We start from the raw sequence: 17,573 nt of genomic DNA on the forward strand, positions 1-17,573 counted from the left end.
AGCATCTTCTAGAAAGTTGTGGAGCTTGGGCCTGATTTGGAAAGGATCGCAGCCAATGCTTAACTCTTTGTTTCGAGTGGCCCCAGCCCAGGTCCATACATCACCAAATAGGTGCTGATGGAGGGCAAGAACGAACTCAGCCGAGAAAATAGAATCCAGCGTTAGGCCAGAGATACCACTAACCCATTGCTGGCCTGCTAGTATATTGGATTGTTCAAGTTCGTTAAGTTGTTCTCTTGTTGTTACGTGTGGGTGTTTCAACCCTTCCATATCATCTGGATCAAGCGGTGTAGCAGCTTCTGGTTCATCAATGATCAAAATACTTTGTCTTCCTTATTTTTACCCCATAGCTTACGCCCACCGGCACGCATAATTTCTTCGGCTAGTTCATTTATTAAGATATTTTCTTTCTCTTTGCTAACTGATTGCGCCTCTAGAAACATATTTTTAGATGCTTTCTTTACTTCTATTGTCGCAATCATCAGCGCACGCTCTTGCATTGTGTCAGAAACAGCCTTTTTAGGTTCTAGAGTGTATGAGAAGTCACAGTCTAGAGCTTCAGCCAGTTGCTTTAACTGATTTAGAGTTATGTCGCCATCAGCCTCGCGCCTTTCAAGGACTGAAATTCTATTTCTTGTCATGCCAGCTCTATCTGCTAGCTGGGCGCCTGACATATCCAGAGCTTTTCTTACTGTTCTAATCCAGCCCTCTTTAGGTATTGAGGGGATTAGCGTTCCCTTAACTGCATCAACCAGTTCTCTGTACTGTCTTAAAACCGTTTTCTTAACGGGTTGTTGCTTGTGCGGATTGCTTCGAAAAGAGTACATAGTAACCTCGTTTTCCATTGTTTATGTCTTAAGCATAATCGAAATTAGATACACTTTCCATTTTGCGTATTTCAATATGATGACACAAATGTGATATTTGTATCACATTATAGATACATAATATTTTGTATTGCATTTATTTTGATTACAGATTAACAGTAAATGCATCTTAATTGAGATACATATTTTGTTAGGCGTATGAGATTATAGATACTAATTATGCTTTTGTATCTTAAAAAGGATACATCAAATTAACTATTGTAATTGGATTAAGATACAAAAAACCACTTAATAGCGGCCTTTTTGTGCTTGAAGGCTAGCTGAGGTGAGTAGCTCGCGCAAGACAATGAGGTCAAGTGTTGCCTCTTATCACCCATTACTTTTTGTATTTTAAAATCAGTAACCACCCCAAAACACAACTTGAGCCGTAGCTCACATTGGGGCGTGCGACGTGAGGTCGTATGAAGCGCTGTTCACCGCTTTTGAGTGAACCATCTGTATCACCAGATGAACCTAGGAACAATGGTTAAAATCTAGCTTTATGGTTAAAGGGCTGTTTTATCATACTAATGAGGGCACACCACAAGGAGAGGTTATATCCCCAACCTTGATGCTAATGACTCTGGCAGGACTCGAACAGCGCATAAAGTCTACAGCACTCAAAAAGGGTGCCAGAGCCAACTTTATTGGATACGCAGACGATTTCGTCGTCACTTGCGCTTCAAAGGAAGTGCTCGAGAACGATATCAAACCGTTGATCGCTGATTTCTTAGCGGAAAGAGGCTTAACACTCTCCAAAGAGAAAACGCATATTACCCACATCAGCAATGGTTTTGACTTCTTAGGGTTTAATCATAGGAAGTACAAAGGAAAAATTGCTCATTAAACCGAGTAAATCCAACACGCTGTTGTTCTTGAGTAACCTGCACGAACTCATCAAAAAGCACGCAACCATCCCTGTTAACGACCTTATCAAACTTATAAATCCGAAACTATGGGGGTGGGCGAATTATTATCGTCATTGTGTTGCTAAACAAGTATTCGGATATGTTGGGCACAAACTATTCTATTCGTTATGGCACTGGGCAGTAAGGTGTCATCCTACAAAGTCTAAAACATGGATCTTAAATACTTCATCAACCGAAAAGGCCAGTGGCAATTTCACGATTGGCAGAAGGTCATGGATATGGATTGCCAATTTAATCTATTCCAAATAGCCAAAGTGCCTATTGAGAGGCATGTAAAAATCCGAAGTACAGCTATACCATTTGCCCCTCAATACCAAGAATACTTGGCTATGAGAAAGTCAAAAAAGCAAGCCCGTAACGCTTGGAACGAACCTGCTCTCACTGCTTTATAAGTTGCTGGGTATCTAACGATACCTTTGTGGATGCTTGAGGCTTGAGCCTAGTGCAGTGAAAGTTGCACGCTGGGTTCTTAGGGGGACGGCACTTGGCAACAAGTGTCGTCTACCCGACATTTTTTGCAGCGAATTGTTGACCATTACACACATATACAAATTCAAGGCAGAGACGTTGAGGTGGAGTTATTCTACATAAAAAGTCGATAACGCAATAAAAATGGCCGACAAACGCTGCCGGAAGGGTTTGGGTAAAACGTTTTACTCTTTGTTGAATGATGCTTTGCGAAGTGATTGTTGCTTAGATGACTAGGCAGCAATCCATTCGCCTCGATTAACACATTTTTAACTCGAACAACATTCAATCAGCAAAGTTCAACAGGCCCTAGAGGTGTCAGTCTTTTGATGAACTTGATCACGTAATGATAATCTATCGCAGTATCAAGCCAATATGGTCTAATCCAGAAAGTCTTCAAACATCTCAAAACCCATCATGTTATTCAATTCCTGCTGATGGTTCCGCTGACTTAACTGTTTACGCATGGCTTGTACAGTCGTGACGTTATTGATCTTAGCGTATAATGCTTCTGATTCAACTATCAACAGATCGCCATATTGCTCCAACGTTTTTGCGCGCGACGCCTTTCCGCCGCCGCCAAAACGACGCCAAATTTCTGATTTAATGTCGTTGCCATCCAACATAAATTGATGCTCTTGGTTTAGTAATGCTATTTTTGAATATAATGCTGCCTCAACTCGCTTTATCATGTCCTCATCAGCGATGAGTTTATATTCGGGCAGATATTCTTGTGCCATCATCAGTAACGCGAGAGCATCTTTATCTTTTTTAGCCTGCGAAAGATGCTGCATTAAGTCTTTCTTTAAGGCTTTTTGCTCAGGATCTTGCTCCTTATCCGGATGAAGTAGATTAGCGAGTTGTCGATACAGTTTCGTCATCGCTCTATCTTCAAATAACGCTGTGCCCATCGGTAATTCAGAGTCATCATTTTCGAATGAAAAGTCATCACCCATATTCCAATCTGGTCCATCCCACTCAAAATCATCTTCTGCTTCTGAGTTATTGCCTTGGCTCAGCATGTCTTGAATATAAGCTTGAAAACGTTCAGGATGATGTATCATGTCAATAAGCTCTTCGTCGCTTAAAGGCAACCACTGACCGAACATTTCAAACAGATCTTCCCGAAGAGCCTCAAGCTCCTCATCACTAACAGTTTGATTTGGCATAATTGATTAAAAATCAACCAGCAATGAAGTAAAAAACTCACGTAAATCAGTCGTACTAATGGGATTAAATGGATTAGCCTCAAGTATAGTTAACTCCTCCTCAATCCAATCATAAAGTGCAATCCTTTGCTTACCCTTAATCGTTTTGCGTGGCACAAACGTTAACAAATGTCTGATCCACTTTCCGGTCGCAACACACACAACATGCTCTTTTGATTCTATTAATGGTTTAAATAGGAATTTAGTCCTATTATAAAGTGAATGCGGCGACATAGGGCAGATAACAGATTGGCGTCATTTACCACACTCGTTAATGGTTATGTCACGCGCCAAGTCATTAATCTTGTCACCTTTTTAGCAGCGTTTTACGACTATTGTTATTTAAATATCCCTTTAAATGCAAAAATTTAGATAAACAGGTGTGGTTCGTTAGACGTGTACCGATCAGCCATATCATCCACAGTATTTAAAAGGTCAAGAAGTTAACATTATTCAACAACAGCCTAAGTAAGAAACTAATTAATCGTCTGCAATCACCATAGGCCTGTCAAAGACTCCCAAGCAAACTGGTGCACAAGATCGACAAACAAAAACAAAAAGGTCGAGACCTTGATTTTATGTTGTGCAGTGAATTGTTGTTTGTCGTCAAATCGACTTTAACGCTGCTCTAGCGGATCTTGCGAATAATCATGCCTCGACTAGAAATACCGTAATCAATTATTCGTATTGAAAATTTTGTGCTTTTGCACGGTGCAATCCACGATTGCTAATGTTAAAAAATACTATGATGGAACCGGTTTTCCCACAATGTGATCAGGTAATTTTCGTTGTATTAGACTTTTAAAATCAACAAGGTGTAATGCCATTTCATTCAGAGATGCCAATAATTGGTTCGGGGGATACTATCAATTTACTCTCCACGACAAGCTCAATAACAATCTATAAGTGCATCCACATCAATTTAAATTCATCATCCCAATCAATTTATCTTTCGCCAAAATATGAATCAAAATCACCTAAATCGTTTATTACACAATAAAAAACAACATTTTTGTTGTGTAATATCATGAATAGTAAAGGATTTATTAATAAATATAAATAGTATATCTATTGTAATTACCAATAATTACTGTACAAATAGACAGTAAATAAGAGACATGAAAAATTAATTTCGGTAAGCGTCATCTATATGCGCATGAAGAATAAAAATATGGTAAATATGAAAACAAAACAGCGCTTAATTAACAGTTTTACCCTCGAGTACCATCCTTTGGTCGCAAGTTTACTCCGCGAGGAGATAACGGTGCCGTCCCCCGCCGGCGTGATTGACCATCTTCATGAGCATGAAATACATATCTTGCTGAAAACAATAACTCTGTATGTCATATCTGTAACTCATGAGCATTTTCTACTTTTAACGCCCGAACCATTGTTTGCTCTACTGAGACAACATCCCTGTGCTCAATCACAAAAAGTGAGCTTATGTGAATACCAACATTCAGCAGATAACATCGAGCAAACAATCACGACATTAATGTTCACCCTTCCAGCATTGCAAAACAGCTATCAATCTTCACACCTAAAAACGCTGGCTTCTAGACTTAATAATGCTAAGTCAACCCATTCGATATCAGCCAATACTCTGCCAAAGAAAAGCCGCTTAGCACTATTTGCAGGGGTATCGCCATCTGCAATACGGTTAGACAACAAGAAGCTAGCCCGCAATGACGATAAGAGCAAAGGCAAAGCATGAGTAAACTAAGTGCTATCAAACGTAAAGCACGTCAACGAAATAGCGGTGGAGTCTTCCCTGAGCCGATGAGCGTAGCGTTAACATTACTTACCGCTCTGCATCGATTAAAATCGCAAAGACACCCTAGCGTTAACAAAAAGATCAGCCCTTACGATCGACATTTGTTTTATTTTGTCTATCTTTGGCTCACTGGCGAACTTGTGGACTGCAAAACTATTGACGATATCCCCACGATAGACATTCTCACTGGCAGTGAACCATGCAGAGCCAATGCACTACGGCGAGTGCGTATGAATAATATTTCATGGGTCGAGTATGCATTGGCACACGACACACAACATGGCATTAAATGGCAGTGGCAGCCGTTACCGAACGGGCTCAATGCTTACTTTAGCCATGCCTTAACCCAGTCTATCGAGCATTGGGATCTATCCGTTCATGAAAAAGAGGCTTTTATTGATTGGGTAACGACAAAATGGCGAACCCCACCCTCATTATCAGGCCGATACCGCATGCGCCGTGATGGACTTTTTGGTTACTTCAAAACGTTAGCCAATCTTGATAGTAGCCTATCGACACTCAGTAAACGAACATTGCTCGGTGAAGCAGGCTTGCATCATCACTCTGCCAGTGCCTATCAATCCCAAGACAGCGATCAGCTACGTTACGAGATCTTTCACGCACAAACCCGATATCTCGATAGACTTCGTCAAGTACTGATGGATCCGAAGCTCGAACCGATGCTCAGTGTGCCGCTTCCCATCACCGCTAACGAACGTTCACTGCTACATAGAAATGACCCTCTGCCTGAACATTTACTCGTAGCGGGCCGCATTGCAGAGTTTCACCTCGATCTCACTAAAGCAACCAAAACCTATGTCAAAACACAAGCTCTTGCTATTGGGTCACAGCGGATGTTGGAGGTGGATAAAGTAAGGCATTTTTTCCGTCATTTACATCAACAAGGGCGACAGCTGACACGCCCGCAGTACACCACGATCGCCTTACGTGAGTTAGTTAATTTTCGCGCGAATGAACTCGCATTACTGTTCATCGTATTAACAGGTGCTCGCCCGACGCATGCGATTACGCTTGAACAGGCTTACTGCTTTAACTTTCAATACGCTATTGTTAGCGACAAGGGACGCTGGCGCAGTATTATGCTCCCTGATTATCTGCAGCAAGCAATCCAGCGATTTGAACAGCTCAAACAGCAACTCAATCAATTTTTCCCAAAGTTTACCCCCTCACCAATGGTGTGGTTTGAGATCAATGAAGTAGGTGAACCGCAGCCTCTCACAGCAAAGACACTGCGTTATTTTATGAGGCAGTACTGGTCTGAATGCATACAAAGTGTTCAGGTTGTGCCCTACCAACTACGGCATTTTTTTGCTCAGCACGCAAGGGCATCACTCGATCCAGTCTTATCGACTCAAGATGTTGATCAACTAATGGGACACTCCTCCTTCGGTGAGCACCTTGGCAGTGATATGCATTTCCCAGCATCACAAAGAAAACTCAAAAAACACCTTAACGGCATCAGTGATTTTTTACAGCTAGCGCCAATCATGGAGGAGTAGTGATATGTTCAATTACAGTACATTACAGCGCTACCATGATGACTTGGGGCTAGTGATAGAAAAACGCAGCGATATCGATTGGGTATGTCTACAGATTGAGCAACACGCCAGCCAACGTCAACTCAGTGAAGTCAGTCTCAAGCAAATAAATAATGCCATAAGCGACATTCCAACTGGGCGACAACGTCGGCTCAAACGAGCAAAAGCTCAAGTCTTACAATTTCTTTATGAAGTCTGTGATTGGGTGCTGCCTCTAAAAGAAGAGGCGCGGTGTCAAGATCGTGCACTCGAGTGGATGCGTGAAATACAAATCTTCAACGACGATGCTGGCAGAGTACTACGAGGCTACTCTCAGCAACGCCAGCGCTTTCTCGCCGCCCCCAAAAGTAGATCTCAGAGTGAATTAGCTTGGTTACTGGTCGTGCTCTACATAGAAGTAGCGCCCCTGCCATTAAATTACTGGCAAGCGGTGCTCTGTAGTACTGATCCAATCACATTTTTTGAAGGTCAATATACCCTAAAGGTGCCACACCCAACGCCTATCGCGGCATTTGCTAACGACACTCAGCCTAGTTTTACCCGGTTACCACTGCCACTGTTTGCTTATCGGCTATTACAACAATATATGCTACAGCAAACTCAGGAACCAACAAAAAGTGCCCTTTTAAAAGCATTAAATAGTGCATTATCTGCGCAGCCTTATTATCTTGTTCCGCGCTCAGAAGCGAAGTGGCAACGAACGTTTCAGTCATTGTGGCACCATCATTATCAAGTACCTGCCGAACTGTTGCGCGATATTTCAGATCCTCTACGCCATGTTGCGACGTTACCTCAACATTTCAGCCCAACGTTGCCACTCGCAATCAAAAAATCACTCTACCAACCTATCGTATTTCAGCGACAAGAAAACCAAGATGCCATTCATTCAAAGTCGGGGAAGCTTCATTGGCCACACAAAGAATTAATCAAATCTTACCGCCGTAAAAACAACGCATCCGCAGTAATCCCATTAGTGCCCAGTGGGACTCAAGATAACATCTTGCCTAAGCTTCTGTTTCATTTCTGCGAGTCGTTATTTATTGAGGGCGGAGTTAAACGTGACAACCTACCAGCAGACACAGTCGACCGCTACAGCAACTTTTACAAAAACCTTGCTCCGTTAACGTATCAAGCGGCTTGCGAGCCCGATAAATTAGCACTATGGGCGCAGCAAGCATTTGAAACCCTTAATGACAAAGACTCTCAGGCCTGGCATTTCTACCAGTTTTTACGCAGTGTGTCCCAACAGCCATTGACCGATCACCTTGATTTGAGTCAATTTGAAAAGCCTAGTTTACCTGCTCGAGTTGATCCCTTTCGGCTGAGTGTTGCTCAGTTACACCTAGTTATCGAGCACTTACTATCTTCATCAAATGGCCACGCTCTGCAACGACTGTTTGCCAGTGTCGCAGCCTTATTTGGCTTCTATGGTGCGTTACGTCGTGGCGAGGTATTACGCCTTCGTGTGGGGGATATTCGTCAAGCCTTCAATCAGAATAACCATTTTCAGCTCACCATCACAAAAACTGCTGAAGGCCGAACTAAAAATCGACAAACTCGCCATGTGTATATTGTCATGCCAGAAGTGGCAGCCAAACTTGTACGCATTGTCATTAAAATCCATGCAGAGAGTGATCACGCACAACCGCTATTGGCATTATGTGGTGAATCCATTGCGTCACGCGCAAGTCATTATTTATACCCGGTAACACAGGTGCTCAAAGGACTGTTTGGCACGCAAGTACGTTTTCATCATTTACGCCATTCAGGTGTTGAGCTCACCTATCTGCAGGGGTTGCATTTAGCCTATGAACGAGAAGATAACCATTTGGCCTGTTTGCTCGATGATAGAGCGATGCAAACAATGCTGACTAAACAGAACTGCTTAGCACGCTTTAGTTTTTGGCTAGAGGGGCGTGATTTTAGCGAGATAAACGACTGCTTGCTTTTTGATGTAATTAGCGCCCAATTTGGCCATGCCCACTATGCAACCACACGGCGTCATTATTTACATGGACTTGAGCGGATCATTCCACTATTTAAGCCACACAAATGTTACTACAGTCGTGATGAATTACGCTTCATTTTAGATATGCCAACCGGTTCAAATGATATATCCAGGGTACTTGCTGAACTTAGTCCTCAATACGCCTCATTGCCTGAACAAGCTAAAAAATGTTACCGCCCCTACTATAGCGAAGCGCAACTGCTAAAAAGAATCGTCCCAAAACAGCCAGCATCCATGCTTAAACAGCAATGGGATGACAATGAATGGTTAAAAATTTGGACTGCTAACGCACCAAGACAATGGCACAACGGGCAAGTATTTCATCTTATAAATGGTCAAGCAATGCGCAAGTTAACAACTGGAGAGCTTACAATGAGGTCCCTGAGCCAAGCGTGGATGCTGTTGGGGCAACACCAAGGGTTAGTGTTGGATAAAAAGCAATGCACCGCGATGAAGCACTTAGGCGGAGCAACGATTGCTGAAGCGTTCATAAGTGAACACTTAGCAAGACCGGATGAGCCAGGCAAGCTAGATATTGTATTTAATTGCCCCTGCAACCAACGAACACTTAAAGCATTTCAGAGCTTATGTCATCAAGGGTTTCTCAAATCATTCAATGCAAAATTGACTTTAGTGCAAAATCGAAAAAGCCTTAACAGTCATAAGCTTGAATTGGTCAAAAGCCACTTTGCTCGCAAGCAAGACACAGTGTTGTATAACGTTATACCCGTTGGTGACACCAGTCTTAACATCATATTGCACACACCATTTTCAGCAATAATATTCAAACGCCCACTAGCGCAGTATTTTGCTGATCTATTAACTATCACGACTTAAAAGGATCCCACCATGCCAAAACTTGAATTCAATGCAGACCGTAAACAAGGCATTAGCCACCTGGTTAACGCTATCAGTGATAGAGATCCTATTCCTTATGTCACTGTGGTGATAGAGAACAAAGAACTGGGCTATTTAATCGGAGGTCAGAGCGATTTTCCCTCTATGGTTCAATTGCCACTTAGCAGTGACTGGGGACTCAAAAAAGGTCAATGGTCGTTATGTGCAAGTAGCTTCAGTACATGGTGGCGGGCTGAACTAGATAACACGTTAAATAGAAACCCAATCACTATCGAAGTCGAGTATGGTAAACAGCAAAAGTTACCGATACTCAATGGCCTGATGGCACAAGTATCTCGTCTATACATTCAAGCTAAACCGCCAATCGAGGAGCATCTTGCTTTTCTTGAACAGCATAAAAACCAAGCTTACCAGTCATTACCTACTGATTCGGCGAGGGTGATCCTTGACGTCGCCGAGGCCCATCAGCCGTTTGATGTGTTTGAGCTCAATAAAGAGCTACAAAAAGTCCGTATTGAGCGTGACAACAATATTCAGACCTGTGCGCTACCAGAGAATATGGAAGTAACACATGGCATATTGCTGAACAAAGATAGCGTGGTACAACTAGAACGGATCTGTCATAACACTGATGCAGAACAGATCCTGTATTATCTAGATGATGAACGCGCAATATTTAGTGATGGTCACAGCGTGAACTCAAGTTCGTTAGCATCACTGCGTGAATATCGATTAAAAAAAGAAACAGCGTATCGGGTCGAGGTAAAAATTTTCATCAACGTTTATGATTTTAAAGAAGATCTCAAAAAATATTTGTCGATTACGCCACTCAAAAAAGCCAATCAAGCACTACTCTATATCGATAAAGACTATGTCATGCTTGCCAGCTTAGTTGAAGAGACCGGCAGTAACCGTTTTATTCGCACAAAACACATCGATTGTCACAAGCCCTCGTTATACAGCATCAATCTGAGTCAGCTAAATCATGTGCGAATTAAAGATATTACCAATGCTGAACAAATGAAAATCGCGGTATTAATTAATGAGCAAGGAGGGCTAAAGTTGGGGTTTTATAACGACAGAGATAATGCCGAGCCTTACCAAAGTATCACAGATATCGAATATGCTTCCCCGAAAATGGAACTGGTACTGCAGTCGAAAGCCAGACTAGAGATCATGCTAAAACAGCAGAATGCTGATGGCGATACACATAGCCAGGATGATTTATTTGGTTTTAAGGATGTTTGATTTCGGAATAAAACGGGCGTGGCGCATTATGTTGATGTGTTGTTTGAATAAGTACAATAAAACACTGGACAAATACACAGTACTGGGTATATAACTAGAACTGGTTAACGAATAAGCTATATTTTTAGCCTATTGGGAAGACACACTGAGGTGATTAACTTGCGCGTTTTACAAGTTAGGTCACCCTTAAATAGCAGTTGGGAGAGAGTGGCGGCAACCACTCTCCCCCGTACCGGCTGCCCTAGCTATTAATCCAAGCCCAGCCGATGGCTAAATTCTAACGAATTCCATCGGGTAGGGACAGATCTATTTGATGGAGGCCTTTCATGGTCCATATTCGCATTCGCCCCAATGGGCGTATTCAGTTCGACTTACATCTTTATGGTTGCCGTTTTCGTGAAGGCACCCAATTGATGGCCACCCCTAAAAACCTCAACAACGCCAAAGCCACACTAAAAAAAATGAGTGCCGAAATTGACTTAGGCACCTTCCAATACCGCGACTACTTCCCAAACAGCAAAAAAGTGGTCAAGTTTGAACAACTGCAACGCGCCACTCACCCCGACCGTCAATACCCCTTCTTTGATGACTTTGCGAACCAGTGGTTTGAACGAAAAAAAGCCACCTGGAAAAACAGCTATCGAGATTCGGTGCGCAGTGCATTGGATAAATACCTTATCCCCCACTTCGGCAACACATTAGTCAACGAACTATCGCTGTCACAGGTGGATTACTTTCGTCAGGACTTAAGTGAAGGGGTAAAAAAAGACGGTTCTCGTTTATTGTCTAATCGGCGAATTAACTTCATCCTCTGGCCTTTGGTTGCCATTATCAGCTTAGCGGCAGAAGAGTATAAGTTTGAGTATCCACTGAGACGTTATAAGGCCTTCAAAGAAGAAAAAGCAGAGTCAAACCCCATGACCATCGATGAGGTGCGCAAGTTTCTTGCGAGTGTGCCTAAAAAGTGGAAGGACTATTTTATCATTCGCTTCTGGACGGGCATGCGCAGCTGTGAGGTGCATGGTTTAGAGTGGGACCACATTGATTTTGACCATCGATTAATTCGCGTTCGTCAAAATTGGGTTAATGGTGAAGTGTGTGATGTAAAAACACCAAAATCACGCCGTGAGCTTAAGATGTGTGACACCGTATTTGATGCGTTTAAACGTATTCAAGCCGTTAAAACCGGACGATCTAACTTTGTATTTATCGCGCCGACAGGCTTACCACCTTCAACGCATTTTATAAGTCGTAAATTGTGGTTCCCCACCTTAAAAGCCGCAGGCTTAAGACTCCGTCGACCTTATGAAACACGCCATACAGCCGCAGTGCTGCATATTGCGGCTCATGAGAACCCGCTATACATTTCCCATATGCTAGGACATAGCGACACCCGACTACTGTTTGAAGTCTATGCCCCCTATGTTGCCAATGCTTCTCGCCTTGATGGTAATGCATTTGACTCATTAATGAAAAGCGAGGGACTGGGCTAAAAAACCTTTGCCACTATAGACCCAGTGACAAGGTCTATAGTGGCTTGGATTAAGACCCCATCATAATAGATGAAGTGAGCATGCCAAACGCTTAAAACGTCAGCGATGACATCTCGACAAACAAAATCTAATCTAGAAAATCTTCAAACATGCCAAACCCCATCATGTCATTCAATTCCTGCTGATGCATTCGCTGACTTAACTGTTCACGCAGGGCTTGCACCGTCGTGACGTTATTGATCTTAGCGTATAATGCTTCAGCTTCAATGATCAGCAGATCGCCATACTGTTGCAACGTTTTTGCGCGCGACGCCTTTCCGCCACCGCCAAAACGACGCCAAATTTCCGATTTAATGTCGTTGCCATGCTGCATAAATTGATGATCTTGGTTTAGTAATGCTATTTTTGAATATAACGCGGCTTCCACTCGCTTTATCATGCCCTCATCAGCGATGAGTTTATATTCGGGCAAATGTTCCTGTGCCATCATCAGTAACGCGAGCGCATCTTTACCTTTTTTAGCCTGAGAAAGAAGCTGCATTAAGTCCTTCTTTAAGGCTTTTTGCGCAGGATCTTGCTCCTTATCAGGATGAAGTTGATTCGCGAGTTGTCGATACAGTTTCGTCATCGCTTTATCTTCAAATAACGCAGTGCTCATCGGTAATTCAGAGTCATCGTTTTCGAATGAAAAGTCATCACCCATGTCCCAGCCTGGTTCATCCCACTCAACATCATCTTGATGTTCATCTTGAGCTTCTGCGTTATTGCTTTGGCTGAGCATGTCATGAATATACGCTTGAAAACGTTCAGGATGATGTATCATATCAATAAGCTCTTCGTTGCTTAAAGGCAACCACTCACCAAACATGCCAAACAGATCTTCCCTTAGCGCCTCAAGCTCTTCATCACTCACCGTTTGCTTTGGCATCGTCGATTGAAAATCAATCAATAACGAAGTAAAAAACTCTCGCAAATCAGTTGTGCTAATGGGATTAAATGGGTTGGCCTCAAGTATAGTGAGCTCCTCTTCAATCCAACCATAAAGTTCAACCCTTTGGTTACCCTTAATCGTTTTGCGTGGCACAAAAGTTAGTAAATGTTGGATCCACTTTCCGGTCGCAGCACACACAACATGCTCTTTTGACTCGATTAGCGGTTTAAACTCTTCATAAAAACCATCTAATTTTGCGCGATAGCGTTGATTACGCGCTTGTTTTTTCTCGACGTCTTGCCACAATTTGTCGAGCTTTTGCCACTGTTTGTTAGATGTGTTGAGCTCAGAGTTGTCGATAATGGCCATTAATGTCATGCAGAGTACCGTATTGAAGCTTTTTTGATTTAAGTGAGTCTATTATCAAGAATGATACCGTTTTATCAACCTTTGACACATCATCCCGGTAATACTTTTGCGCCAGAACCGTCAGTTGCGCTTTCATAACCGATGATTTCACCCTGTAAAAACTTATCTCTGGGTAAGACCAATAACTCCAGTCCAACCCCCCTTAGGGCTTTGCCTAAACTAAAGCGCTAGCTTTCGATTTATCTCCCTCAATCTCAGATAATGTCTTCCTTGTAATGCCGACCATTTTGGCATATTGCTCTTGATTTGCGAATAGCATTTCAGTACGCAACCTCTGCAAAGCCTTACCCATCGTGATCTGACTGGTAATAAGCTCAATGCAAATACTTTTCATAAGCTCATCTTTGACAGAGCTCGGCAATTTTTGACGCTTTGCAGCAAGTGGTAGTCGGCCATGACGATTCTCTTGGGCTAACATTTTGGCCTTTTCTGTCATAGTAGTTTCCAGGTTTTGAATTTCTGCTCTAAATGTTCATACCCCATACTTGGGAAAGAGAGAATAGACTGGGGAACACCTCGGTTTCCCAGCCTTTGCTTGAGTTCAACTAATTCTATTGCTGTTTGAGCCAATGCATCTAAAAGCTCTTTTGGTTCAATAAGATCAGCAAGACTATTGGCGATGTTAACAAAGTCATATTGTCCACCTAATTCAAGTCCTCCCCCCCATATAAAAGTCCTTGATATCATTTTTGGATCGGCTTTCATGGGGGCAAAGTCGTAGATAGGCGCAAGGGATACACGGTTGTTCTGCTTGATGAATGACGTATTACGACCGTGATTATCGGAATTACCAAAAGCAATATTAAGCAAGTCCCTGCGAACCCACTCGATAACAAACGCTGCGATTCCATTCTCTGCATCGAGAAACGTTGTTGTTTCACTGTTATCGTTTTTTAAAGTAAACACTTCTATTAAAGCGCGGATCACCTCGCCATGCTCCATCATAGTAGCAGGAGCAATATCTAACACAGAGTAAACTGACTCCATACCAAGCAGTTGCTGTTTATTGCCTATTGTTGCAACATCAAACCTCGGCAACCAAAGTGATGGACCTCGCTCGCTCGCTATCAAGCGCATTTCATCAGTGGGTATAGTATCGAAACCAAGCGCTTTAAGTTCGTGATAGAAGTGAAACTCAGCCCTTAAAATATCGTGGTCGATACTTGCGCTTCCTCTTGGAAATTTGACTAAGTATCGGGTGTCTAGATTGCTTGGATTATCCTGAAAGGTATCGATCCACACTCTGTCATATGGATCACAACGAAGAAGTAATTTAGGCGCAGCACCACCTGCACCAGACGCACCGCTAGCAGCGGCTCCATTGGCCTGTGCGTATTCGATAAAGTCGACTTCAAGCCTACAGACATCCTCAACGCTAAACGTTACCGGTATTGGGTTGGTAATAGCGGCAGGTACCGACTCTTTCACCCTGATATTGCCTATCGGTGCGATAGTACCTTGAGATAACAGGATAAAATTCCTGGTAAGCTTATCTTCATCGAGCAAGCGCAGTGTTCGTAGCCAGTATTTACGACTTGAGCCTGCGGGAATAATGTCATCTAAAAAACGAAACCAGTTTTTATTATTTCGATAGGGCATGGTGTCGTTTGGCAAAGTGACGCAGGCTGCGGTTTCTGCAAAATCATTATAGTGTGCAAATACATGATCTGTTTCATAGTCCAGTCGACAAAAGCTTGAATCAAGGTGTTCTGCAAACTCGATAGTCGCAACATCATGCCACTCAAAAGCGTAGTTAATTTGAATCGTAATTGCTTTCGACATTATGCATCCATTTCGGTTCAACAAAGAGAGTAAAAACCACTTATTGAAACAATATTAGCACATAAAATAGCTATTACACTACTTATTGACACGATTTAGGTTCAAAAAATCAAGCGCCAGTTTGCGACTACAGAACGCCCAAAGTAAAAGAGCGAGATCCTAGGAAATCCTACTCGCCAGAGGATAAACTCCATCTGCTAGGCATTTTCCTTTATATAATTTATCAGCGTAGCTGCCTATCAGGCAGCTAAATGTTATATAACAAATGTAACCGAACGGTTTAGGGGCTAAAGTTCTTTACTACTCACCATTATCGTTTTCCATTTTTTCAAAGATAGCTATCGCTTCTCTGGCTCACTAAATTGCTTCTTTAGGATTAACTTGGTGATTTTATGGTGATCTAGCTTAAACAATATTAGCTATATAGCTAACTTAGATGCTTTAGTTTATGATGTTAGCTATATGGCTAACTTATTGGTGATGTATGGGCAGTAGAGCAGAGATTGGTACAGCTGTTAGTCAACGCCGCAAAGCGTTAGGTTATACCCAGCAGCGCCTCGCTGAATTGACGAGTATTCATAAGGTTACTATTTCTGAAATTGAGAATGGTCGGTTCACTGGTTCATTTGATATTTTTGAGCGTTTGCTTGATGCAATTGATTTGCAATTTAGTGTGACTCCAAAGACTCATGAGTTACCAGATTGGGATGAGATTGATAGCATATTTAAGGAAGATGACTAATGGCTACTGAAATTAGTTTCCCATCTAAAATCAACCGCATAGTTGTTGTTGGTGCTGATGATGCTGAGTTAGGTGTGTTGACGTATGGTTCTGTGCATCATTACCAACCAATTCAGGATGCTAAGCATGTGTCGCTTACTATGACGAAAAAGGGGTTGGATGGTTACTCATCTTCTGCATTGCATCCTGTGTTCGCGCAAAATTTGCCAGAGGGTTTTAATCGCCGTTTTATTGCTGAAAAGCTTGCGCGCTATGCCAAGGTTAACGACATGTACTTGTTGGCACTTCAGGGTGATCACAGTATCGGTATGTTGTCTTATCAGAGTGAATTAGAAATGCCTGAGGTCGAGTCGATATCCCTTAATGATATTCTGACGTATCGAAGTACTGAACCGTTGTTCCCTCAATTACTGGAAAAATATTACCTGCGAAACTCACTCGCGGGTATGCAGCCTAAAGTCAGTATTCCTGGTGTTGGTGGCGCTATAACCGATAGAACCGTTGAGCAAAAGGACTTGATCGTTAAGTCGTTTGACCAGGAATTCCCACTACTAACAGTGAACGAATACGTTTGCATGGGGGCGGCGAACCATTGTGGCTTGAAACCTCCAGCGACTTACCTTGCAGAGAATTTTGAGACTTTTGTAGTTGAGCGTTTTGACAAAACGTCAGAGGGGATGAAGCTTGGTTATGAGGATTTCACCACGCTGCTAAAGAAGCCAAATGATCCTGATGCTAAGTACAGTGGTAGTTATGAGACATTACTCAAGGCTGTTTATCTGTACACCAATAGCCAAGTGGAAATAGAGACAATGTACCGGTACATCGTATTTAACTGCCTCATCGGTAATGGTGATGCTCATTTGAAAAATTTTGCGTTGCTATACTCACAGGATATGTCTAGGATTTTTGTGTCTCCTCCATTTGATATTACTCATACGCTTATATACGACACCATAGATAACAAAATGGCGCTTAAGCTTGCTGGCAGTAAAACGTTCCCAGACGAGTCTCACTTGCTGAAATTAGCTGAGGGTAAGGAATTTCGGATCAGAAAGGCTAAGGAAATTATTGAGTACATCAGTGATGGCATCATGGACTATTTGAAGCGTTCTGAGGAAGTGCGGTTATTTAGTGGATTGCGAGAGTCTATTGAACAATCGATATCAAGTGCTATGACCCCAACTTATACCACAAAAAATTACCGTCATGATCGCAAGAAGAAGTTTGAGTGAGTCTTTTGACCGATAAGAATAAAACCAGACTTTACTCGGCAAT

Annotated in this window: 15 protein-coding genes and 1 pseudogene; 10 read left to right on the forward strand and 6 right to left on the reverse strand. The window is 42.4% G+C overall.

From position 1 onward, the window contains the following. Together HNW13_RS08395 and HNW13_RS08400 are read right to left on the reverse strand one after the other, a co-directional pair. Positions 1-318 (reverse strand): annotated as a pseudogene (locus HNW13_RS08395) (mobile mystery protein B); the annotation flags it as partial. Further along, on the reverse strand, positions 315-845 hold the full coding sequence (locus HNW13_RS08400) for a mobile mystery protein A (RefSeq protein ID WP_243756226.1): 531 nt from the start codon (positions 843-845) through the stop codon (positions 315-317). The pseudogene HNW13_RS08395 and the gene HNW13_RS08400, both read right to left, overlap by 4 nt. Positions 846-1,368: 523 nt before the next feature. On the opposite strand from HNW13_RS08400, the gene HNW13_RS08405 reads away from it, so the two are divergent. The 3 genes from HNW13_RS08405 to HNW13_RS23490 are packed head-to-tail and all read left to right on the forward strand — an operon-like array spanning position 1,369 to position 2,187. Beyond that, on the forward strand, positions 1,369-1,713 hold the full coding sequence (locus HNW13_RS08405) for a reverse transcriptase domain-containing protein (protein ID WP_208062838.1): 345 nt from the start codon (positions 1,369-1,371) through the stop codon (positions 1,711-1,713). A gap of 28 nt (positions 1,714-1,741) precedes the next feature. Next, the gene (locus tag HNW13_RS23485; protein WP_243756227.1) at positions 1,742-2,044 is read left to right on the forward strand and encodes a group II intron maturase-specific domain-containing protein; all 303 of its coding nucleotides are present in this window, start codon (positions 1,742-1,744) and stop codon (positions 2,042-2,044) included. After that, positions 1,945-2,187 carry a hypothetical protein gene (locus HNW13_RS23490; protein ID WP_243756272.1) on the forward strand — a complete coding sequence of 81 codons (243 nt, stop codon included), beginning with the start codon at positions 1,945-1,947 and terminating at the stop codon, positions 2,185-2,187. Before HNW13_RS23485 ends, HNW13_RS23490 begins: the two co-directional genes overlap by 100 nt. A 456-nt stretch (positions 2,188-2,643) precedes the next feature. Here the strand turns inward: HNW13_RS23490 and HNW13_RS08415 are convergent, their stop codons facing one another. Continuing rightward, a complete protein-coding gene (locus HNW13_RS08415; RefSeq protein WP_192115887.1) occupies positions 2,644-3,432 on the reverse strand; it encodes a hypothetical protein in 789 nt (262 codons plus the stop codon). A gap of 1,303 nt (positions 3,433-4,735) precedes the next feature. Between HNW13_RS08415 and HNW13_RS08420 the strand changes: the two genes are divergently transcribed. The 5 genes from HNW13_RS08420 (at position 4,736) to HNW13_RS08440 (ending at position 12,411) form a co-directional block, all read left to right on the forward strand. Further along, positions 4,736-5,185: a hypothetical protein gene (locus HNW13_RS08420; protein ID WP_208062840.1), complete on the forward strand. Its 450-nt coding sequence runs from the start codon at positions 4,736-4,738 to the stop codon at positions 5,183-5,185. Then, the gene (locus HNW13_RS08425; RefSeq protein ID WP_192115885.1) at positions 5,182-6,765 is read left to right on the forward strand and encodes a site-specific integrase; all 1,584 of its coding nucleotides are present in this window, start codon (positions 5,182-5,184) and stop codon (positions 6,763-6,765) included. The genes HNW13_RS08420 and HNW13_RS08425 overlap by 4 nt, the downstream gene beginning before the upstream one ends. Positions 6,766-6,769: 4 nt before the next feature. Next, a complete protein-coding gene (locus HNW13_RS08430) occupies positions 6,770-9,649 on the forward strand; it encodes a site-specific integrase (protein ID WP_192115884.1) in 2,880 nt (959 codons plus the stop codon). A 12-nt stretch (positions 9,650-9,661) separates the two neighbouring features. Continuing rightward, positions 9,662-10,918: a hypothetical protein gene (locus tag HNW13_RS08435; protein ID WP_192115883.1), complete on the forward strand. Its 1,257-nt coding sequence runs from the start codon at positions 9,662-9,664 to the stop codon at positions 10,916-10,918. Between the two features lie 326 nt (positions 10,919-11,244). Beyond that, positions 11,245-12,411, forward strand: coding sequence for a DUF3596 domain-containing protein (locus tag HNW13_RS08440; protein WP_192115882.1), 1,167 nt, complete (start codon positions 11,245-11,247; stop codon positions 12,409-12,411). A 127-nt stretch (positions 12,412-12,538) separates the two neighbouring features. Here HNW13_RS08440 and HNW13_RS08445 read toward each other — a convergent pair whose 3' ends face one another. The 3 genes from HNW13_RS08445 to HNW13_RS08455 form a co-directional block, all read right to left on the reverse strand. Continuing rightward, the gene (locus HNW13_RS08445) at positions 12,539-13,720 is read right to left on the reverse strand and encodes a J domain-containing protein (protein WP_192115881.1); all 1,182 of its coding nucleotides are present in this window, start codon (positions 13,718-13,720) and stop codon (positions 12,539-12,541) included. A 205-nt stretch (positions 13,721-13,925) separates the two neighbouring features. Next, positions 13,926-14,207: a helix-turn-helix transcriptional regulator gene (locus HNW13_RS08450; protein WP_192115880.1), complete on the reverse strand. Its 282-nt coding sequence runs from the start codon at positions 14,205-14,207 to the stop codon at positions 13,926-13,928. Further along, positions 14,204-15,553 (reverse strand): HipA domain-containing protein, encoded by a 1,350-nt coding sequence (locus tag HNW13_RS08455; RefSeq protein WP_192115879.1) that lies wholly within the window; start codon positions 15,551-15,553, stop codon positions 14,204-14,206. Before HNW13_RS08455 ends, HNW13_RS08450 begins: the two co-directional genes overlap by 4 nt. Positions 15,554-16,037: 484 nt before the next feature. Between HNW13_RS08455 and HNW13_RS08460 the strand changes: the two genes are divergently transcribed. Together HNW13_RS08460 and HNW13_RS08465 are read left to right on the forward strand one after the other, a co-directional pair. Continuing rightward, complete coding sequence (locus HNW13_RS08460; protein WP_192115878.1) at positions 16,038-16,295, forward strand: helix-turn-helix domain-containing protein; 258 nt, start codon at positions 16,038-16,040, stop codon at positions 16,293-16,295. Continuing rightward, positions 16,295-17,530 carry a type II toxin-antitoxin system HipA family toxin gene (locus HNW13_RS08465; RefSeq protein ID WP_192115877.1) on the forward strand — a complete coding sequence of 412 codons (1,236 nt, stop codon included), beginning with the start codon at positions 16,295-16,297 and terminating at the stop codon, positions 17,528-17,530. The genes HNW13_RS08460 and HNW13_RS08465 overlap by 1 nt, the downstream gene beginning before the upstream one ends. Positions 17,531-17,573: the final 43 nt, after the last annotated feature.

The sequence above is a fragment of the Shewanella sp. BF02_Schw genome, from assembly GCF_014596695.2.
Lineage (GTDB): Bacteria > Pseudomonadota > Gammaproteobacteria > Enterobacterales > Shewanellaceae > Shewanella.